This window comes from Calothrix sp. CCY 0018 (genome assembly GCF_963920925.1).
GTDB lineage: Bacteria > Cyanobacteriota > Cyanobacteriia > Cyanobacteriales > Nostocaceae > Rivularia.
This window is the reverse complement of the sequence record NZ_CAWUDI010000020.1, coordinates 1-19,220: the sequence shown is the minus strand read 5'-3', so window position 1 is coordinate 19,220 and position 19,220 is coordinate 1. Positions and strand designations below refer to the sequence as shown.

At 37.9% G+C, this 19,220-nt stretch carries 20 protein-coding genes and 1 pseudogene; 10 read left to right on the top strand and 11 right to left on the bottom strand.

Annotation, left to right across the window (positions count from 1 at the left end; translation table 11 throughout):
- The first annotated feature begins 5 nt into the window (after positions 1–5).
- Positions 6–1,553 (top strand): glycoside hydrolase family 10 protein, encoded by a 1,548-nt coding sequence (locus ACM03V_RS15845; RefSeq protein ID WP_414621751.1) that lies wholly within the window; start codon positions 6–8, stop codon positions 1,551–1,553.
- Between the two features lie 178 nt (positions 1,554–1,731).
- Here the strand turns inward: ACM03V_RS15845 and ACM03V_RS15840 are convergent, their stop codons facing one another.
- Positions 1,732–2,409, bottom strand: a complete 678-nt coding sequence (locus ACM03V_RS15840; RefSeq protein ID WP_414621750.1) for a class I SAM-dependent methyltransferase — start codon at positions 2,407–2,409, stop codon at positions 1,732–1,734.
- Between the two features lie 111 nt (positions 2,410–2,520).
- Complete coding sequence (locus ACM03V_RS15835) at positions 2,521–3,174, bottom strand: ferritin-like domain-containing protein (RefSeq protein WP_414621749.1); 654 nt, start codon at positions 3,172–3,174, stop codon at positions 2,521–2,523.
- A gap of 230 nt (positions 3,175–3,404) precedes the next feature.
- On the opposite strand from ACM03V_RS15835, the gene ACM03V_RS15830 reads away from it, so the two are divergent.
- Both ACM03V_RS15830 and ACM03V_RS15825 read left to right on the top strand, forming a co-directional pair.
- Complete coding sequence (locus ACM03V_RS15830) at positions 3,405–3,986, top strand: sigma-70 family RNA polymerase sigma factor (RefSeq protein WP_414621748.1); 582 nt, start codon at positions 3,405–3,407, stop codon at positions 3,984–3,986.
- A 13-nt stretch (positions 3,987–3,999) separates the two neighbouring features.
- Complete coding sequence (locus ACM03V_RS15825) at positions 4,000–4,737, top strand: anti-sigma factor (RefSeq protein ID WP_414621747.1); 738 nt, start codon at positions 4,000–4,002, stop codon at positions 4,735–4,737.
- A gap of 170 nt (positions 4,738–4,907) precedes the next feature.
- Here ACM03V_RS15825 and ACM03V_RS15820 read toward each other — a convergent pair whose 3' ends face one another.
- From ACM03V_RS15820 to ACM03V_RS15810, 3 genes are all read right to left on the bottom strand, one after another.
- The gene (locus tag ACM03V_RS15820) at positions 4,908–5,348 is read right to left on the bottom strand and encodes an NACHT domain-containing protein (protein WP_414621746.1); all 441 of its coding nucleotides are present in this window, start codon (positions 5,346–5,348) and stop codon (positions 4,908–4,910) included.
- Positions 5,349–5,785: 437 nt separating this feature from the next.
- Positions 5,786–5,986, bottom strand: a complete 201-nt coding sequence (locus ACM03V_RS15815) for a YqaE/Pmp3 family membrane protein (RefSeq protein WP_414621745.1) — start codon at positions 5,984–5,986, stop codon at positions 5,786–5,788.
- A 160-nt stretch (positions 5,987–6,146) separates the two neighbouring features.
- Positions 6,147–6,434, bottom strand: coding sequence for a hypothetical protein (locus ACM03V_RS15810; RefSeq protein ID WP_414621744.1), 288 nt, complete (start codon positions 6,432–6,434; stop codon positions 6,147–6,149).
- Between the two features lie 307 nt (positions 6,435–6,741).
- Here ACM03V_RS15810 and ACM03V_RS15805 point away from each other — a divergent pair, with 307 nt between their 5' ends.
- From ACM03V_RS15805 to ACM03V_RS15795, 3 genes and pseudogenes are all read left to right on the top strand, one after another.
- The gene (locus tag ACM03V_RS15805; RefSeq protein WP_414621743.1) at positions 6,742–7,797 is read left to right on the top strand and encodes a hypothetical protein; all 1,056 of its coding nucleotides are present in this window, start codon (positions 6,742–6,744) and stop codon (positions 7,795–7,797) included.
- An 8-nt stretch (positions 7,798–7,805) separates the two neighbouring features.
- The gene (locus ACM03V_RS15800; RefSeq protein ID WP_414621742.1) at positions 7,806–10,472 is read left to right on the top strand and encodes an ATP-binding protein; all 2,667 of its coding nucleotides are present in this window, start codon (positions 7,806–7,808) and stop codon (positions 10,470–10,472) included.
- A pseudogene (locus tag ACM03V_RS15795) lies at positions 10,450–10,824 on the top strand (transposase); the annotation flags it as partial. The gene ACM03V_RS15800 and the pseudogene ACM03V_RS15795, both read left to right, overlap by 23 nt.
- 105 nt (positions 10,825–10,929) lie before the next feature.
- Here the strand turns inward: ACM03V_RS15795 and ACM03V_RS15790 are convergent.
- The 3 genes from ACM03V_RS15790 to ACM03V_RS15780 form a co-directional block, all read right to left on the bottom strand.
- Entirely contained in the window at positions 10,930–11,607 is a 678-nt protein-coding gene (locus ACM03V_RS15790; RefSeq protein WP_414621741.1) for a class I SAM-dependent methyltransferase, read from the bottom strand.
- A gap of 50 nt (positions 11,608–11,657) precedes the next feature.
- The gene (locus ACM03V_RS15785) at positions 11,658–12,242 is read right to left on the bottom strand and encodes a flavodoxin family protein (RefSeq protein WP_414621740.1); all 585 of its coding nucleotides are present in this window, start codon (positions 12,240–12,242) and stop codon (positions 11,658–11,660) included.
- Positions 12,243–12,437: 195 nt separating this feature from the next.
- Positions 12,438–13,139, bottom strand: a complete 702-nt coding sequence (locus ACM03V_RS15780) for an SDR family NAD(P)-dependent oxidoreductase (protein ID WP_414621739.1) — start codon at positions 13,137–13,139, stop codon at positions 12,438–12,440.
- Positions 13,140–13,384: 245 nt separating this feature from the next.
- On the opposite strand from ACM03V_RS15780, the gene ACM03V_RS15775 reads away from it, so the two are divergent.
- Positions 13,385–14,176, top strand: a complete 792-nt coding sequence (locus ACM03V_RS15775; protein WP_414621738.1) for a tryptophan-rich sensory protein — start codon at positions 13,385–13,387, stop codon at positions 14,174–14,176.
- 58 nt (positions 14,177–14,234) lie between these two features.
- Here ACM03V_RS15775 and ACM03V_RS15770 read toward each other — a convergent pair whose 3' ends face one another.
- Entirely contained in the window at positions 14,235–14,609 is a 375-nt protein-coding gene (locus tag ACM03V_RS15770) for a c-type cytochrome (protein WP_414621847.1), read from the bottom strand.
- A 208-nt stretch (positions 14,610–14,817) separates the two neighbouring features.
- On the opposite strand from ACM03V_RS15770, the gene petG reads away from it, so the two are divergent.
- Positions 14,818–14,931: a cytochrome b6-f complex subunit V gene (petG, locus tag ACM03V_RS15765; RefSeq protein ID WP_015121198.1), complete on the top strand. Its 114-nt coding sequence runs from the start codon at positions 14,818–14,820 to the stop codon at positions 14,929–14,931.
- Between the two features lie 199 nt (positions 14,932–15,130).
- Here petG and rsmD read toward each other — a convergent pair whose 3' ends face one another.
- Together rsmD and hisH are read right to left on the bottom strand one after the other, a co-directional pair.
- Positions 15,131–15,673: a 16S rRNA (guanine(966)-N(2))-methyltransferase RsmD gene (rsmD, locus tag ACM03V_RS15760; protein ID WP_414621846.1), complete on the bottom strand. Its 543-nt coding sequence runs from the start codon at positions 15,671–15,673 to the stop codon at positions 15,131–15,133.
- A 161-nt stretch (positions 15,674–15,834) separates the two neighbouring features.
- Positions 15,835–16,470 (bottom strand): imidazole glycerol phosphate synthase subunit HisH, encoded by a 636-nt coding sequence (hisH, locus tag ACM03V_RS15755; RefSeq protein ID WP_414621737.1) that lies wholly within the window; start codon positions 16,468–16,470, stop codon positions 15,835–15,837.
- A 769-nt stretch (positions 16,471–17,239) separates the two neighbouring features.
- On the opposite strand from hisH, the gene ACM03V_RS15750 reads away from it, so the two are divergent.
- Both ACM03V_RS15750 and ACM03V_RS15745 read left to right on the top strand, forming a co-directional pair.
- Complete coding sequence (locus tag ACM03V_RS15750; RefSeq protein ID WP_414621736.1) at positions 17,240–18,601, top strand: DUF3370 domain-containing protein; 1,362 nt, start codon at positions 17,240–17,242, stop codon at positions 18,599–18,601.
- A gap of 235 nt (positions 18,602–18,836) precedes the next feature.
- Positions 18,837–19,133: a tetratricopeptide repeat protein gene (locus ACM03V_RS15745; RefSeq protein WP_414621735.1), complete on the top strand. Its 297-nt coding sequence runs from the start codon at positions 18,837–18,839 to the stop codon at positions 19,131–19,133.
- The last annotated feature ends 87 nt before the right edge of the window (positions 19,134–19,220 follow it).

Below are 19,220 nucleotides of genomic sequence, written 5' to 3'. Positions count from 1 at the left end.
AGAATATGACATTTATATTAAAAACCAAAGCAATTCTAATTAGCTTACTCTTAGTTGGAATTGCTTCTCCTGTAAAATCCCAATCCCAGCCACGACAACAAGAAATAAAACCTCCAGCAGTTACCAGAGAGTTTCGTGCTGCTTGGATTGCTACCGTTGCCAATATTGATTTTCCGTCAAAACCCGGATTAACTACTGAAGAACAAAAGGCTGAATTGATTGCCCTGCTGGATAAAGCGGCGGAAATGAACTTGAACGCTGTAGTTTTTCAAATTCGTCCAATAAGTGACGCTTTATACGCATCTTCCTACGAACCTTGGTCGGAATTCCTTACCGGAGAAATGGGAAAACCACCACAACCATTTTACGATCCTTTGGCATTTGCAGTTAAAGAAGCGCACAAACGGAATTTAGAATTACACGCTTGGTTTAATCCCTATCGCGCTCATCATCCCGAAACAATATCCCCTATTTCTGCAAATCATATCAGTAAAACAAGACCGGAATTTGTCAAAAAATACGGTAAATATCTCTGGTTAGATCCTGGTGAAAAGCAAGTTCAAGATTATTCATTAAAAGTAATTTTAGATGTTGTTAATCGTTACGATATTGATGGTGTTCATATCGACGATTATTTTTATCCCTATCCGCAACGCGACGAAGCAGGTAAAAAAATAGATTTCCCCGATGAAATAAGCTGGGAAAAATATTTAGCTGCGGGAGGAAAGTTAAATCGTGCTGATTGGAGAAGAGAGAATATCAATACTTTTGTTAAGAGGATGTATGAGAGCGTTAAGAAAGAGAAACCTTGGGTAAAAGTTGGTATTAGTCCTTTTGGAGTTTGGCAACCTGGTTATCCAGCCAGAATTACTAATATAGATAGTAGTGGCAAAGGTTTCAATGCTTACGAGCAAATTTACGCTGATTCTCGTAAGTGGTTACAACAAGGTTGGTTAGATTATCTTTCACCGCAGCTTTATTGGAAAATTGAACAAACAGCACAAAGTTATCCGGTATTATTAAACTGGTGGTTGAGTCAAAATACCAAAAATAGAAGTATTTTTCCCGGAATTTATACGAGTCGGATTAGTAACGAAAAAGGTAAAGGTTGGGATGCCAGCGAAATAGCTTATCAAATCAGAACAACCCGAGGATTTACAAAAACTAGCGGTAATATTCACTTTAGTATGAAAGCTTTGATGCAAAACCGCGATGGAATTGCCGATGTTTTAAAAGATGAAGTTTACAATAAACCCGCATTAGTTCCCGCAACACCTTGGTTGAATGATACTGAACCAAATAAACCCGAATTACAGATTATTCAAGATAAAAAGTCAGGACAAATTCGACTTTATTGGCAACCTAAGAATAAACAAAAAATTAAATCTTGGGTAGTGCAATTAAAAAAGGGCGATGAATGGACGACAAAGATTTTACCTGGGAATAAAAATTCGTATTTTGTAGATGATATTGATATTGAAAATATTGCGGTTTCCGGTGTGAGTCGCTATGGAATTGAAGGGAAAACTGCGGTGGTGGGTGTTGAAGAATGAATTTAGTAATCATACTCTAGTAATTGTAGGTTGGGTTAGACGCTTTTATAATTTAAAGTTTAATTGCCAAACTGATATAGCGTCGTAACCCAACATCTTGCTACAAACTGGTTGATTTTTTTAACGCAGAGGAGCGCTAAGGTAAGCGCAGAGGGACATAGAGTAAATTTTGACAAGTTTATTTACAAGAAGCAATAAAAATAATCGAAGCAGGTTTCTGAGTAATTGGATTTATTGGTTCTCGACATTCTAATATAGAAAAACCGGCAGATTTCAATAAATTTATCCAAGTTGACAATTTACGAAAATACCAAGGTGCTGCTTGTTTAAATTCAGAATTAAAACCGTTCCATAATTCTTCTCTCCAACCATCAATATAGGGTGATTCCCCACAACCGATCGCAGGATGCAAAGTTTGAATAAATAATAATTTCTTATTTTTAAGTAAACCAGGAATCGAATTAATTAAATTATCTACAGTTTCTTTTCCCAGAAGAGAAAAATTACAAACAGCAGCATCAAAATTAATATCTATCTTATTACTATTTACAATATCTTCGTAGCTTGCAACTAAAAATTTACCACAATTCATCAACTGTGCTTTTTCAATTAATCGATCAACTCCATCAACACCCCAAGCTTCGATTCTTTTAATAGTTAATTCGCGAGTTAACCAACCTTCACCACATCCGATATCAAGAATATTTGCAGGAGAATAACTTGTAACTGCATCGAGAATCGCTTTATTAGTAACTAATTTTCGACTTGCAATTTCTTCATTTTCTATAGCAGTGATCCAAGCCGATGCATTTTGATTCCAACTATCTATAACTGATTTATCGTTGAGATTTGACATGATAGCTTGATTATTAAAAAAAACGCACCCTAATAATTCTAGCTTTGAGACAGTTAGATCCCCCCAACCCCCCGCTAATTTGGGGGGCTTTGCTTAAAAAATGTCTCTAACCTAAGCCTCTGGTAACGGAGGTGTAGGCTGATTGTTGAAAAATGCATAGGGTACAAGTTTGTCATCACCGGGTAGTCCCTTTTCCTGAAGTACTACCATCAACACGGAGCGGTAAACTGCTGCGTGCTGTGCTTCCACTGGTAAAATTGTCGCGATTACATTAACTGCGGCATTAGTTGTTAACTTGTCTTGAATGTAATCCATATAAGCGGTGCCAGCTAAAAGTTCCAATGTTAAAGCGTAGCGAATTACTTCTGCTTCTCCTCCCGTAAGCACATTCTGAGGAATCGGAAAAGTACCGACATTGGAAGTATCTGCGGGAGTACCTTTTAGTACATCTTTGGTAATCTTTTGAATGCGATCGTGATGTTGGGCGTGATCTGATGCAAACTGTAGTGCAACATCTAAAAAGGCTTTTGTGGGTAAAAGATTGTTTTCCGCAGCAGCTTTATAGGTATTAACTGCCTTTTGCTCTAAAATCGCGGCTCCGTTAAAAAGTTCGGCATCCTTTTTCTTACTTCTACGTGGGCGAGCGTCAGCTTTATTACCTGTAGCCAAAGCAAATACACTAGCAGCACCAGTCAGCGCTCCTAATTGCAGCAGCTTGCGACGCTCTGGGGAAATAATTCGAGATTGATTGTTGTTGTCGCTCATAATTCTCTTACTTAAAAGTAAAATGTTAGGTATTGTTCTTTACTTAAGTACGAACGAGCAGTTAATTTGGATTGCATAATCTCAAAGTAATTTTTATAGCCGGGTAAATAAACATCCAATTGGCATTCTCAGCCGTATTCTTTAATGAACCTGAATTAGATGTGATATTATCCGAACCATGCTATGAAACAAAGAATACATTTTAATCCGCTCTTACCTGACTCTTTTTCATGCATCCTGCAAAAGGCAAACACAACTCTGATTCGCCTAAATTAACTGATGCAGCGTTGTTTCAGGCTCTAAAAGCCGGAGATTCGTCTGCGATCGCAACTCTTTATGATTGCTATGCTGCTTTAGTTTATGGGTTAGCGCTGAAAATATTGAAAGAGCCGCAAGCCGCAGAGGACTTGACTCAGGAAATATTCTTAGAACTGTGGCATAAAAAGAACTACAATCCTAACCGTAGTTCTCTCAGTAGCTTCCTTGTCGTGCTGACTCGTTCGAGGGCGATCGACAAACTGCGTTCTCACAAAACAAAACTAAAATATTTAGATAAATTGTCTCAACAAATCCCTGCCGATCGCAACATTCCTTTTGAGCAAGCCTCAATTGCAGAACGTTCCCAGAAAATTCACAGTGCATTAGCCTTAATTCCGGACTTGCAGCGGCAAGTGTTAGAAATGGCTTACTATGAAGGATTAAGCCAATCAGAAATTGCTAAAGCCTTAGATATGCCCTTGGGAACCGTGAAAACGCGGGCTAGACAAGGTTTACTCAAGCTCAAAACAATATTAAAAGACTGGATTAACTAGCTAACATCCTTTCATGACTGATTCTAAATCATCTGAATATATAGAAGAATTAATTGCTCTTTATGTCCTTGACATTCTCAGTTCCGAAGAAGCTGAAGAATTAGAACGTTTATCATCACAAAACCCGGAAATTGTCAAGCAAATTACTCAATTACAGGAAGTTACAACACTTTTAGCTTACGAAGTTTCCCAACAACCTCCAGCGCAACTTCGCACCGCAGTTTTAGCAGCAGTCGAACAAACCGCAAGCAGCCAACAATCATTTAATTGGATTTCCTTGCCTTGGGGTAAAATAGTTGCTGCAATCGTAATTTTAGCTCTGGCAGTTGACAGCTATTTTTTACGACAACGGTTGCAACGTACCCAGCTTCAAGTCAATCGTCAGACAGAAATTATCGCCATTTTACAGCAGCCGAATTCGCGTTTAGTGGCGCTTAAAGGAGTTGAGACTAATAACGCTTCGGGAAGTATTGTATTAGATTCGAGCCAAAGAAAGATAGCGATCGCCATTACCAATCTCTCTCGTCTCCCCGACAATCAAATTTATCGACTGTGGGCTGTAGTTAATGATAAAAAGACTGCTTGCGGACAGTTTAATGCTAGTTTATCGGGAACAGTTATAGATAATTTGACCATTTCTGAAAATGATTGCAGCTTAAAAACAGCAACATTAGTTGTCACAAAAGAACCATTTCCTTCACCTCCCCAGCCCGTTGGAGATGCGGTGTTAATTGGTAAACCGAAATCATGAATATAAGCAACGTAAGCGTAATAAGGAAAGCCTAAAAGCTTAATATCTGCTCCTTGATGTTTAACTACGAATGTTAAATTATTTACGAATGTTATAAAATGCTGACAAATTTCATCTGAAGCTAAATTTATATCAACATTTTGTTTTGTAAATAGCATCAATCTATCAGCCTATTGCATTAAGTTAGCAAGAAATAAAATAACTTCTCGCCAGTTTTTCTCAAATATACTTCTAATGAATCTTTGTTCTGTCTTTTTGATTTCAAAACTAGCATAAAATACCTTAGCAGTAAAATATTCTTGAAAAGTTAAATGAGAGAATGAGTAAATTCCTCGCGCTCGTTCCACGAATAATCCATGTTGTATTTTAATTGACTTTAATACCGATTTGCTGTCACTCTGTGATTTTATTTGGTCAGTTTCAGCATTTGGTAAAGTTTGTAAATAGTCAAAAATATATTTTTCTAACTCGCTCTGCTTAAAAAAATAACTGTTTTTGTCAAAAGTTATCGCTGCTATTTGGTTAAGAAGTTCTATCTTATGCTCGAAAGACAAATTTCGGTAAACTTCATCACAATGAACTCCTCTGGATTCATCCCACTTGACTAACATAATTTCCAATGCTTGCTCATATTAATTCAACTTATCAGATGGAAAATCACTTTTTGCTTTAAAAAGTAAACAAGTCAAATTTAGTAATATTGGTGTAACTACCAATTCTCTTATACCCTCGTTTAATGCCAGGTTTGGGGTAGGAGCATCATTGGAACAGAAAACCGGGTTAAGCTTAAAAGTCTTATTATCTAAGGATTTGATTGGGAGTTGTGGTGGCTTACTCAATAAATGGCCGAGCAACCTCTTAACGACAAATCAAGGGTTTCAGCGCTTAATTACTTCTGTAGCATTAATGTATTACAGCGATTACCCGGTTTTCTGTTCCGATGCTACTAGAGAGCCTATTATGGTTCCACTGACATACGGCATCGTTACAATGCTAAAGTACTGGCTGAGTTATTAAATAGAGAACAGAGAACAGAATTGCTTATAAATTATTTAGGATTGCTACCTTCATTTGAAATGAACCACAATGCGTGAATAATAGCAGTGCCAGGAATCGGTACGATCATTAGAGCAAAGTTTATCCAGAAATTATGTGAAAAAGGATTTTTACCTTTATTAGCAAGTGTTAGGGCTACACTGGAGGGAGAAAGGATGATAGCAAGGATTAAACGGAGAGTGAGATTTGACATTGATTTTGCCTCCTTTGAGTTTATTTTCTTATTCCGGTTCTTTGTTTAGTTGCTATGGAGCGCGTCGAAACTTTTCAAGAGAGAGGGGTTGGGAAGAGGTTTTGAACATCATGTGGAAGTCAGTAAATTGTTACTAATACATGATGTTCAAATTTTTTCACTAAACCTCTTGTAAGCGATCTCGTTGTTGATAGGCTTGTTCGCAGTAACTAATCCAAAGCGCCGCAAAGACCCCATTTACGGTAGTTGTCAAAGCGCTCCCTACACCCCAAAAAACATCACTCACAACTGCTGAGGCTAAATTTGAGAAAACATAAGCTGCTCCTACAGCTGTAACTGTTACAACTCCCATATCTATGAGCATACTAAATAGCTTTTTTGACGAAAGATCTTCTTTGTGATATATTCTCCAGACTTTTAGACACATGCTGATATCAGCAGCAGTCATGACAAACTGCGTCGGAATTCCTGTTCCAGGTAGTGCGACCCCTACTGTAGTTCCAGACCCAAGAGCGTAGATACAAGCTGTCCCAATAGCTTTCGTTCTCTTCCTAATTAAATTTTGCATCGATTTCGATTTATAACCTCTGTTAGTACTTTCATCTTCCCTTATAGATAAAGCCTTGTCAGTTGGATATTGTAGGCAATTCTGAGGCGCTATGTTTGTAGGTAAATGTAGTTTAAAGTAGGTTTTGTATGGTAAAGTATGGTGAAATAATCTGTATAAGATAAGCATGTAGTCTTAATGAGGTTAGATGGAACTAGATGAAGCTTTGACGTTTATTAACAATTTGCTACATCAAAAAACCAAAAAAAAATTAGCAGATTTGGAGAAAGAAATAATTAGCGGTTGCTGGTCACGTCAAACATACGCCGAAATATCTAAAACATCTAATCGCTCACAAGAACATGTTAGAGATACAGGCGCAAAATTATTTAAGAAATTAACATCATTACTAGATACTACAATCAAGAAAGATAACTTAAAAAATGCTATTGAAGATGAATATAAAAAAAATCGCTTATCAACTACAGAGATAACAACTCAAACTTCATCACCTGTTACTACAACAAGCCAAAATGAAATAAGTAGTACCCCAAATACAAATCCCTTTATACCTCTACTTGGTAAAATTGAAGATGAAAAATTATTCTTTCCACGCCCAATAGAATTCAAGCGAATATTTGAATGTTTAAATAGTGGTGCTAACGTTGCCTTAGTTGGAGAAGAAGGAGTAGGTAAATCCTCATTATTATGGGCAATTGGTCATTATTCCCTTACCGAGCTTGTTAAGTCTCGCCGAGCTGTACTTTTAGATTTGAACGGAATCAATGATTCGGAAGATGAATTTTATGACGCATTATGTTATGCAATCGGTATTCCTCATTGTTCAGGAAATAAACTAAATCGTGAATTAAAAGATAAAAGGATATTATTGGCAATAGATAACGTAGGTAAACTTGCTAAGAAAGGATTTACAAGGGGAGTAAGAGATTGGTTACGCTCAAAAGCAGAAGGGATATCGGCACCTATACGATTAGTAGTAGTAGCAAACTCACCTCTTGAAGATTTATTTCAAGATAGCCAAAGTACATCAACTTTAGCAGGTATATTTCAAACCGAAAACATCGGTGCCTGGTCTGAAGACACTATTAGAAGCTTTATCACCGAGCGTTTACAAAACACCAACGTGAAAAATTTTAAAGAGTCAGATATTCTTAGAATAATAGAATCAAGTAACGGACATCCCAAACTATTAATGAAGTTATGTAACCAAACTTATGAACAATATTATCAAAGATTGAGATAACTGATTGTATGAACCAACAACAGCCTGTACCTCGCTTAGATTTGGCGCCGAAATTAACGCGCCCGCTGTCATTATGGAACCCACTTGATTATTTGCGTCTGTTGTACTGGTCTTTTTTCTTTCCTCAAGCCTTGCGATGGTATGTAAAGACATTTGGTGATGGTTATATCCCTCTAATAGAAATGAATTGGCGTAACGGATTGGAAAAATTACATAAAAATGTAAAACGGCGAGAATTACTTTTTCAAGGAGTGGTATTGACAGTTATAACTCCCGTTGCTGTCTGTCTACTTTTACAAAACATTGGCTTACCTATTAGTTGGGCAAGCGTGGCGTTTGGCGTGGCGGTGGGCGTGACGTTTGGCGTGACGTTTGGCGTGGCGGGGGGCGTGGCGTTTAGCGTAGCGGGGGGCGTGGCGGGGGGCGTGACGTTTGGCATAGCGGGGGGTGTGGCGTTAGGCGTGGCGTTAGGTATGGCAGATCCCGTGGCGTTAGGCGTGGCAGGGGGCGCGGCGTTAGGCGTAGCGGGGGGCGCGGCGTTAGGCGTGGCGTTAGGCGTGGCGGGGGTCGTGGCGTTAGGCGTGGCTGGGTGGTTGGCATTAGGCGTGGCTGGGGGCGTGGCTGGGGGCTTGGCGTTTGGCGTGGCGTTTGGCGTGGCTATATTACGTCCAGAAAGTTGGTTAATATTGCTATACTTCAATCTACGCTCGCTTCAAAATAGTTGCCTGCTTCCTCGCATTACTCCGTTACCGTTGCCCAATCTATCTTCTCGTTTGCAAACTTGGTTGTTAAATGATTGGGAGGGTGGTCTATATAATTCAAACGAACTGCTAGAATATACGTTGCAATTTAGCTCTGTAATAACAGCTATTAATAAAGTTATTAATAAGATTCCAGAAAACCAACTAATTTGGTATATTTCTCGTTTAGCTTCAAATCCTTACGATTGGAGAATAGTATTTTTCGCCTCTGCATCATTAACAGCCAATATTAAAAAAGAATTTATTCGAGGTATTTTTGCCGTCCCTTTATCTATTTTGTTAAATAATTTTTTGTTAAATAATTTCAGAGACAAATTATTATCATATTTAGAAATAGACCCTCGCACTGACAATCATAAACGCAGGATCGCTGCTGGTTTCTGGTATTTACATGAAAAAAACCCCAATAAAGCAACGGATGCTTTTGCGTTAGTTCGTTCGCTTCTCTACGGTGAGGAGATGTATACCCTCGCTTTCACTTTAACCCTTTTCAAAAAAACAAAAGATATAAAAACTATCGCATCTATCCAACTCCCTACTTTCCCCCAAGAAAATTTATTACGTCCTACTACTTGGGAAACTCTCACATTTCTAAGTCAAGTTGTAGAAAATACCCGTGTATTAGAAAAAAGTCGTTCTAAATACCAGCGTTCTTCAGCCCTCAACCGCGCGTTAGGGTCACTTACCAACATCCTCAACCACCCCGACATCCTACCAGAAGCGGAACGTGGCTTAATATTAGATATTGCCCAAACTTGGAAAGAAGCGCTCCTACAAATAGCAAGTGAGGTAGGAGAAATTACCATCACCGAACCAGTACGCAATCCTTATTTTGTTGGATCTCCGGTAGAGGGTCATCTTTTCGTGGGGCGAGAAGATATTATGAGAGAATTAAAGGAACTGTGGGTCAAGGGAAACCAGTTACAATCTGTAGTTATATATGGGCACAGGCGCATGGGTAAAAGTTCTATTCTCCGCAACGCTGCTAATTGTATAGGAGAAGGAGTGCGGCTTGCTTATATTAACCTACAGGAGTTAGCTGATGCTGATGGTTTAGGTGATGTGTTAATTGGTATTAGTGATGTTGTATCCCAAGAGGTAAAAATACAGGCACCATCCGATAATGAATATATTAACTTTCCGCAGCGAACTTTTAAACGTTACCTGCAACAGGTCGCAAATAACCTTGGTGACTTTGGCTTAATTATTGGTTTAGATGAGTTTGAAAAAATTGAAGACTTAATAGAAGCAGGTAAAATTCCTAAAAACTTTATGGAGTACCTGCGGGCTTTGGTACAAAAGAGTCCTAAAATAGCCTTTGCTTTGGCTGGTTTGCATACATTGGAAGAAATGACCGCAGATTACTTCAAACCTTTCTTTGCTAGCGTTGTTCCTCCAATTAAAGTATCTTTTATGACAGAAGAAGCTACAGCACAGATTCTTGAAAACCCTGGTTTTGAGGATTTTCAGTTAGGTTACGCTCCAGAAGCCTTGAGCAAAATTTATACATTAACTTACGGACAGCCTTATTTAGTTCAGTTATTAGGGTTTCAATTAGTTCGCCTTTATAACGACTCGGTATTTGAAATGAAACACAAGCGCGACCATATTTTTACAGTATCAGATGTAGAAGCAGTGGTTAACAACCCTGCTTTCTTCCAAGGTGGACGCGGTTATTTTGATGGAGTGTGGGGTCAAGCATCAGATGGCGTCGCATTTCAACAAGATATATTAAAAGTAATCGCACCCTACCCAGAAGGATTAAATTTTTCAGAGATAGCGCAACAATACAATGCAACACCGGACGCAGTAGAAACTTTAAAACAACATGATGTAATCGAAGTTAGAGAAGGGCACCTGCGAATTATTGTAGAATTATTCCGCCTGTGGGTTCGCCAAGAGTGGGGGTATTAGAATCAGTAGACCTCCTTTGGGCAGACCTCCATTAAATATTAGTAAAGATAATATAAAATAAGCCGCTTATGATGAGAGGATTCGTAGTTCTATCGAAGGAAAATTTGGACAAGCTAAAAGAAGATTTAATCTCAATCGTATGATGGCTAAACTTCCTCATACTTCTCAAAATTCAATTGCAATTACTTTTTTAGTGATGAATCTTTGTACTCATCTTTCACGTTTAGTTAGGGCTTTTTAATGTCTATTTTTCCGAAAAATACCTTTTTTGCAGCTTGATATTATCGTAAGTTATAGCTTACTAATTTTCGGTCAACAAAAACTTATGTTTCATCTTCCCAAAAATAACTAATAAATCTCCACCTCACTTTTTCATTACTTTTTCAGCAAACCCTATTTATCACGAAACTGTTGTAGAGACGTTATATATAACGTCTCCAATAATGTGAAAACATAATCAGTTACATGAAGCGATAAAAATAATTGAAGCAGGCTTTTGAGTCAGTGGATTAATTGGTTCGCGACATTCTAAAATCGAAAATCCGCAAGATTTAAGCAAGTTTATCCACGTCTCCAGCTTGCGGAAGTACCAAGGTGCTGCTTGTTTAAACTGAGAATTAAAACCATGCCAAAGTTCTTGTCTCCATCCATCAATATAAGCAGATTCCCCATAACCTATCAACGGATGCAGCGTTTGGATAAATAACAATTGATGATTCTTAAGTAAACGAGGAATCGAACGAATTAAATTATCTATAGTTTCTTTTCCTAAAAGAGAGAAATTACAAACAGCAGCATCAAATTGAATATCTATCTTATTACTGTTGACAATATCTTCATAGGATGAAAAAAAGAAATTACCACAATTCATCAATCGTGCTTTTTGAATTAATTGAGAAACTCCATCAACACCCCAAGCATTTATTCCTTTAATAGTTAATTCGCGAGTTAACCAACCTTCACCACACCCGATATCGAGAATAGATACGGGAGAATAATCTGTAATTGCATCGATAATTGCTTGATTTGTGATTTTTCTACTTGCGATTTCTTCATTTTCAATAGTAGTTATCCAGGCTGACGCATTTTGATTCCAGCTATCAAGAACTAATTTGTCACTAGGGTTTGATATCATAAATAAACGGGCAAGATGCCCGTACCACAAGAGTTTATTTTGTGACTAAATTATTTCTGCCATCTTTGAGTACAATAAGCAACCCTTTCACCATATCTTTCTGCTGTCAGAGCATCTCCTGGATCGACTTCTGGTGGTTTACCGCTCATATCGAGTGCAGATTGTCCCATTACTCCCATAAATCCACCCAAGCGGTTGACACCATCATTCTTACCTTGATAACTACTTGGTAAATCGCCAACATTTACCCAAATCATACTTTGTTGGGCTGCATGAGTTGCTAAATAAAGCAAAGTCCCCTGCTTATCACCGCTAGGGGAACTTGAATGAGTGAAACCTCCCGCAATTTTATCTTTCCACTTCTGCTCAAACCAAACCCCCGCACCATCAATAAAACATTTAAACTGCCCTGCAACACCACCCATATAAGTAGGTGAACCAAATATAATCGCATCAGCTTGATTCAGCGTTTCTATCGTGGCATCATCTTGCCAACGCCCATCAGTAATTTGCTCTCCAGTAATACGTAATAAATCCACCGTAGATGTTACCTTCTTAGCCCCAGCGGCAACAGCTTCAGCCATCAAATGCGTGTGCCCCATACCAGAAAAATAAACAATCGCAATCTTAGCCATAAATATTTTTATTTGTTATTCAATGAGTATTTCCACGCTCATGACTGTAATAAAAATGTTTACCGATGTAAAGTAGTTACCTAAAAGTAAGTATGAGGGAACAGGTAACAGTTAGGAGTTAGGGATTAGGTGTTAGGAGTAGGTTATTCTTCTCCTTGTCTCCCCATCCCCCCATCTCCCCCCTCTACCCCATCTTTACCACTTCTCCCCAAAAGGACGTAAATCCAATTCAAACGTCCAAGCCGAATCCGGTTGTTGAGTTAAAAAGAATACTGATTCGGCAATATCATCGGATTTCATAAAGTAATCTTCCGGCTTATCCGACATTGCTTTACGAGTGCGTTCGGAATTAATCACGCCATCAAGAATAATATAAGAAACGTGAATCTTTTGTGGATCTAAATATCTCGCCATCGATTGCGCTAAACTACGTTGTGCGGCTTTCGCTGAAGCAAACGGAGTGAAATTTGCGCCACCTTTAATAGATGCAGTGGCTCCAATAATAACAATATTACCTTTATTAATCTTACGCATTTGGGGAATAACTTGCTTAGCTACAGCAAATAATCCTCTACTATTAACTTCCCAAGCACGTTGAAAATCTTCGACGCTCGCATCTTCGATATTCGCAAAAGCACCAGCACCGGCATTGTAAACTAAGACGGATATTGTACCCATTTCCGATTCAATTTTATTAAATAATTCTGCTGCTTTATCAATTTTGGTAACGTCGTATTGATAAGCTTTAGCAGAAGGGATTTCTTTGGTTAATTTTTGCAGATAATCTATATTCCTAGCTAACATTGCTACTTGATAACCCGACTCTGCAAATTTACGGCAAAAAGATTCACCGTTACCCGCACCAACACCAATTACTACACAAACTGGTTTACTCATGATATTTCTTCCTTTAATTTTTCGCTAGGAGATATTATGAGCAGATTATCGTTATTCCGCAATCGGAATAGTTTATATAGACGCTCAACCTCACCCCCTCTTCAGCTTCTCCCTTCAAACTACCAAGTCCCCAAAAATAATATATTAGTTAATAGAGTATTTCCAACGCTTTTGTTTTATCCCCAGACAATATAGGCTATCAAGCATAGAGTGTAATCCTGAGTTTTATTTATATAGAAAATTCCATGCAGCAGTCTAATAGTAATTCTGGAGATACCCTACGGCAACTTATCACCTTTGCTGCTGTAGTAATTGCTTTTATCGTCAACGTCTTATCAAACATTTTCCCGCTTAACGGACTTACGATTGGTGGGATATCCAATACTTTATTCAAAGACGTTTTAATAATTCCCGCTAATTATGCTTTTGCAATCTGGGGGCTTATCTATTTGGGACTATTTGCTTTTGCAATTTATCAAGTTTTACCATCCCAACGAGAAAATCCCCATTTACGCAAAACTGGATATTTATTAACAATTGCATCAATTGCTCAAAGTATTTGGGTGTATCTATTTTTATCTCGGCTGTTCGTGCTTTCAGTTATTGCAATGCTGTTAATTTTACTCCCGTTAACAACCGTGTACTTACGTTTAGAAAGTGGTACACCTGTATCTCGCCCTGAAAAATGGTTTATTCGTTACCCAATTAGCATTTATCTTGGTTGGATAAGCGTTGCGACTATCGTTAACATAGCAAGTGCTTTATATATTAATGATTGGAACGGTTTCGGCATTTCCGCTGAAGTCTGGACTGTAACTATGGTAGTTATTGCAACTTTCGTAGCGGCGATCGCACTTCTTCAACGTCAAGACATTGCTTACAGTGGCGTTACAGTTTGGGCGTTAATTGCAATTGCAATTAAACACTGGGAAAATCCAACTTTGAAAATAGTCGCTTTGTCATGCACGTTCGTAATAATTGCGATCGGCTTATTTTCAAAGTTCAAAAGCCAAAGGTTAAAAGTTAACAATTCTTAACTATTAACTCCTAACTCCTACCTCTTAACTCTTAACTGCCGTCCCCATGACCCAATTCCTAAAGCGATTCTAAGTAACTCAATAAATCCGCCATTTCCTCAACGTTAGGCTGGAATTTCGGCATTGGGGGTGTATCTCCGCTGATTACTTGGTGAATTAGCCCATAACGAGATTTACGTTTAGATACCGTTTCTAGCGAAGGACCTATACTTCCCGTTGCTTCTAAGCCATGACAGCCAGCGCAGTTAATCTGGAAAATTGCGTGTCCTTGAGTGGGATTTCCTGTTTTAGAGAGTACATTTTTAATATAGGGGTCGGAACTTCTTACCATATTTACAGCAAAAATGCCTAATAGGATTGCTAGCAAAATCGCTAACGAGAAGAACGCGATTCGCCCTATTAGAGTGTCCGGTTTGATAATCTGGTTATCCAAAAGGTTTGCTGTCAAAGTCGGTGTCTACAAAAAATATTTCATTTCCTACACATAGCTTAAAAGTTCTTGACTGTCTCTGCAAGCACCAATCGTCTTTTCTGAACTCAAAATAAGGCTCTAATTCTTTACAGGAGCGCTGGAAGGCCAACTCTTAATGGTAAAATGATTTTAGTAAACAAATATGAAAAATTGTAATAAAGAGGCTCCAATGGTTGAACCTTTACTTGATGGAATGGTTCTAGGTTTAGTTTTCGTTACTTTAGCTGGTTTATTTTATAAAGCTTACGAACAATACAAGCGTGGTAACGAACTCGGACTTTAACAGTCAACAATTACCAGTTATCAGTAACCAGTTCCTGGTAATTGGTAAGTATAATTTCTGAAAAGGGACTGAAACAAAATCTTCATTTAGTCCTCTTCTAGAGGACTTTTGCTAAAACGGCAATTTTCAACCGTCAATGGGATAGGTACAATAGGTATTTATCAATGAAGTACATGAGCGACTGATAACTGATAACTGCTCACTGATAACTGTAAAAACTCACGGTAGTATTACCATAAACTTTTTGACGGCATATTTCCAAATCCGGAATTTGTGATGGTGTCCATAATTTGGGATTATGTTCTACTGCAATTTCTCCATTCATATCTAGAAGCTCGTAGCGAGTAATGGCTTCTAAAACAGGTTTATATAAATCGCTTGCATAAGGTGGATCAAAATAAATTCTGTCAAACTGTTGTTCGCTCAGTTTGGGCAACTGCTGTAATATATCTCCCTGCAAAAGTTTCCAAACTTGATCGGAAGCTGCGACCTGTTGCCAATTTTGTTTTATAATACCGCAAGCACTTTTAGATTTTTCTACACCAACTACAAGGCTAGCTCCTCGACACAAAGCTTCCGCACCCATAGAACCCGTTCCAGTGCATAAATCTAACCAGCGACAATCTGCAATTCTTCCCTGCCAAATATTAAATATGGCTTCTCTTACCCGTGCTAGAGTCGGTCTGGTTTGCTTCCCTGGTAATGTTTTTAACTGACGATTCCCGTAAATTCTTAGCAAAATGATTTTCGTGTCGTTAGGATTTTAGCGACAATAGTACCCTTGACTGCCAAACATTGAATATAGCAGAAAACACTAGTTTAGTTGTTGGATTAAATTTGAATTGCTTGCATTGGCAATTAAATGTAAGATACGGAGACAATTAATTAAACAGTTTAAACACTTTAAACGGTAATTTTCTCGCGCACCTGGGAGACAAAATTAGAAAGTATTTGAAGTCCAACATTCGAGGATTTCTCAGGGTGAAACTGAACTGCGGTGACATTCTCGTAAGCAACAGCAGCAGTTACAGTTTGACTACCGTGAGTTACGGTTGCTGCATTTACTTTTTTTTCTACCGGATCGACGTAGAAAGAATGAACAAAGTATACCCAAGGTTGGGGGGGTAAATGTTCCCATAAAAGACTTCTTGCTTGAGTTATTTCTAATTGATTCCAACCCATATGAGGAATCCTTATTTCTTGAGAAGGACGAAAACGTCTTACTTTTCCCGGAATGATTCCTAATCCATTTTCAACGCCTTCCTCGGACGAATCAAAAAGAATTTGCATTCCCAGACATATTCCTAAGAAAGGTTTACCTTGCGCGATGATATTTTTGATTGGTTCAATCAAACCTCGCGATCGCAAAGAAAGCATTGCTGGATCGAATGCACCAACCCCAGGTAATACAACTGCCATAGCTGTTTCCAAATCGGAAGGATCTTTTGTAACTTTAGGAGTTGCACCAGCTTTTTCTAAAGCCTTACAAACTGAGTGCAAATTTCCCATGTCATAATCAATTACTGCAATTACCGCCATAACCTACTCCCGATAAATTTATAGATGGAGGGTGTTCCTATCTTAAATAATAAATTTCCTGCCGCAACGATTGGTATTAACTTTTGAACAAATTTTGGCTTATCTGTTACAAATCAATTTGTTCTGAAGACTTACTCCTTAAAATTGCTTTACATTGCTGTCTGCATGGTTGATTTTATTTTTTGTGTTGATCTTACCTATAAATTTACAACTTGTTAGTTTAAGAGAAATTAAAGAACAGTGAACTTTTAACTCTATGCTATTCTAAGCTGCTCGATCGTGCAAAGTCATAAGGCATTAATTTCAAAAATTAACTGAAAAGAATAGCAGAACTTACATCTTCGCCTTGTTTTTTTTTTAGACTTAGGAGGATATAAACCCTCACAACATAATACTATTACCTAATTTTTAAATCAGCATCTAATAATTACTATAGTACAGATATATTCCTATTTGAGTAAATAATATAGATTTATAGAAAGTGTATTGCATAGAACTATTGACTTGAAGCAATAAAAAACTGACATCGCTTTTCTATAATTGATATCAAACACCTGTATGAAGATAAATTTGTTTGAAATGATTTTATTCCGCAAGTTTTAGATAATTGAGCCATACCGTAAATTCTTAGTTGTTGTATATGTAGCACGTTATTATTTTGACAAATAAAAATATATTATTTTATTGTCAATTTATGATTAATTAGAAGACAGCTAGGCACTTTCATCAATATAGGTGCGTCTTTAAAAGAACTAAAAACTAAGGATATATGTTATCATTCTTACTCAATTTTATTATTGCTCAAACAACTACTCCCACCGCCGCACCTGTAGAAGTAGTACAACGACAACAAGTACGTCCTTTACCAGGTAAACTTGATGATGTTCCGGTTTTTAATAGCAATAGTCCGGAATTAGTTCTCAAAGAAGGAATTCTGCTTTCGACTTTTCCTGAGAAAGGAAAAAATGTGTCCTCAGCACACCTTAATTTCCCTTTTAAAGGACGGTTTGATATATTTGCACATCATGTTGCTAAAGCATCCGCACCAGATGATTTAAAGACGTTATACCTGGGAATAATTCTACACAATCCGACTTCGCAACCCGTCACGGTTAATGTATTAAATGCGGCTAGTTATTTGAGTCAACCTGATGCACCATTTATTGATTTACCATCCCAAAAAAATAATAATTTTGGAACGGTATTTTCTGGCCCTGGAAGTCGTGTTATGAGCGATATTCTTAGAAAACGTCGTCAATCTACTTTACCTACTAAATTAATAATTCCAGCAGGGGAAAGTCGCATGATGATGAATGCACCCATTCCTGTAAAAGAACTGGAACCGCCGATAAATGGACGTTCTACCTTGATGCGATTGTCGAGCAGTGATAAGGTATATGCTGCATCTTTAGCAATGTTTGCACCTACCAACGTTGATGGAAGCGAGCGTGCCCCAACGTTACAAGAATGGCAAAATTTACTTGATAACGGCAATTTAGCAGGACCAAGAGATAAAACTCCAACTCCACCAGAAGATATCAATAAACCAATCATTTACGGTAGGGTATCGGGAGTTGCAAAAGGTTCTCAATGGAATTCTTTAGTCGTTGATAGTCCTAAAAAAACTTATCTAACAATTCCTCAATCCGGTAGAGCTTTTTCCTACGGTATAGCTACCTTACATCGCGGCACATTAGGAACCAACCAAATTCAAAGTGCCAAAATGTTAGCCCGCTATCCCGATACCGCATATTATGCTCATGGCAACTACGGAATTTGGTACAGTTTGCAATTACCTTTATTAAATAAATCTTCAGCACCGCAGACTGTCAAAGTATCATTGCAAACACCTATTAAAGAAGATCGATTAACCAAAGATGGGTTACGCTTCTTTGATAATCCAGATAAACGAGTTTTCTTTCGCGGTACGGTAAGAGTGCGTTATACGGATAATAAAGGATTACCACGCACACAGTACTTACATTTAGTGCAAAATAGAGGAGAAAAAGGCGAACCCTTAACAATATTAAATATGAAACCAGGTGGTAAAAGACTTGTAGAAGTTGACTTACTGTATCCTCCAGATGCGACACCACCGCAGGTGCTTACAATAGAAACCGAAAATAAATAAAATTTTATTGTATTTTTGTAGGGTGTGTGAATAGGGTGTTGACTTTGATAGAATCTCTACGCTTTTCGTTCATACAACTTTTATGTCGGTAAGAATCGCAATATACTTCCCTCACCCCGCCTCCGACACCCCTCTCCAGGAGAAGGGCAGAGGGGAGGGGGAGAGGGATTTGTGATGAACTTTAGACCCTAATCTTTCAGAAGTATTACTTTATCGTAGTTTTACTTCAATTCATATGGGAGATATTTTAGAAGCAATTAAAGATTTGAATCAAGCTATCTTTATAAATCCGATTGATTCTAATCTCTACTTCAATAGAGGTGATTTTCGATATAAAATCGGGAACATACAGGGTGCAATAGAGGATTTTAATCTTGGAATTAAAATAAATCCTATTAATGCTAATGGACTGTTTATGCGAGGTCAAATATTATCGAAATTAAAAGAGTATGAAGCTGCGATTGAGGATTATAGTAAGTCAATGATATTTGGAAACTTACAGAAAAGGGATAAAATCAAAAAACCCTCCTGAATATCACAGAAGGGTTTTTCTTTTGAATTATGAACCTGGCACCGAGCTATTTTCACAGGAGGCAACCCTCCAACTATCGTCGCCGCA

Coding starts and splice junctions, on each gene's coding strand:
- ACM03V_RS15825 (WP_414621747.1), top strand. CDS start 4,000: ATGACTGATTCTAAATCATCTGAATATATAGAAGAATTAATTGCTCTT.
- ACM03V_RS15785 (WP_414621740.1), bottom strand. CDS start 12,242: ATGGCTAAGATTGCGATTGTTTATTTTTCTGGTATGGGGCACACGCAT.
- hisH (WP_414621737.1), bottom strand. CDS start 16,470: ATGGCGGTAATTGCAGTAATTGATTATGACATGGGAAATTTGCACTCA.
- ACM03V_RS15780 (WP_414621739.1), bottom strand. CDS start 13,139: ATGAGTAAACCAGTTTGTGTAGTAATTGGTGTTGGTGCGGGTAACGGT.
- ACM03V_RS15840 (WP_414621750.1), bottom strand. CDS start 2,409: ATGTCAAATCTCAACGATAAATCAGTTATAGATAGTTGGAATCAAAAT.
- ACM03V_RS15775 (WP_414621738.1), top strand. CDS start 13,385: ATGCAGCAGTCTAATAGTAATTCTGGAGATACCCTACGGCAACTTATC.
- ACM03V_RS15810 (WP_414621744.1), bottom strand. CDS start 6,434: ATGACTGCTGCTGATATCAGCATGTGTCTAAAAGTCTGGAGAATATAT.
- ACM03V_RS15790 (WP_414621741.1), bottom strand. CDS start 11,607: ATGATATCAAACCCTAGTGACAAATTAGTTCTTGATAGCTGGAATCAA.
- ACM03V_RS15745 (WP_414621735.1), top strand. CDS start 18,837: ATGGGAGATATTTTAGAAGCAATTAAAGATTTGAATCAAGCTATCTTT.
- ACM03V_RS15750 (WP_414621736.1), top strand. CDS start 17,240: ATGTTATCATTCTTACTCAATTTTATTATTGCTCAAACAACTACTCCC.
- ACM03V_RS15820 (WP_414621746.1), bottom strand. CDS start 5,348: ATGTTAGTCAAGTGGGATGAATCCAGAGGAGTTCATTGTGATGAAGTT.
- ACM03V_RS15815 (WP_414621745.1), bottom strand. CDS start 5,986: ATGTCAAATCTCACTCTCCGTTTAATCCTTGCTATCATCCTTTCTCCC.
- ACM03V_RS15835 (WP_414621749.1), bottom strand. CDS start 3,174: ATGAGCGACAACAACAATCAATCTCGAATTATTTCCCCAGAGCGTCGC.
- ACM03V_RS15800 (WP_414621742.1), top strand. CDS start 7,806: ATGAACCAACAACAGCCTGTACCTCGCTTAGATTTGGCGCCGAAATTA.
- ACM03V_RS15845 (WP_414621751.1), top strand. CDS start 6: ATGACATTTATATTAAAAACCAAAGCAATTCTAATTAGCTTACTCTTA.
- ACM03V_RS15830 (WP_414621748.1), top strand. CDS start 3,405: ATGCATCCTGCAAAAGGCAAACACAACTCTGATTCGCCTAAATTAACT.
- petG (WP_015121198.1), top strand. CDS start 14,818: ATGGTTGAACCTTTACTTGATGGAATGGTTCTAGGTTTAGTTTTCGTT.
- ACM03V_RS15805 (WP_414621743.1), top strand. CDS start 6,742: ATGGAACTAGATGAAGCTTTGACGTTTATTAACAATTTGCTACATCAA.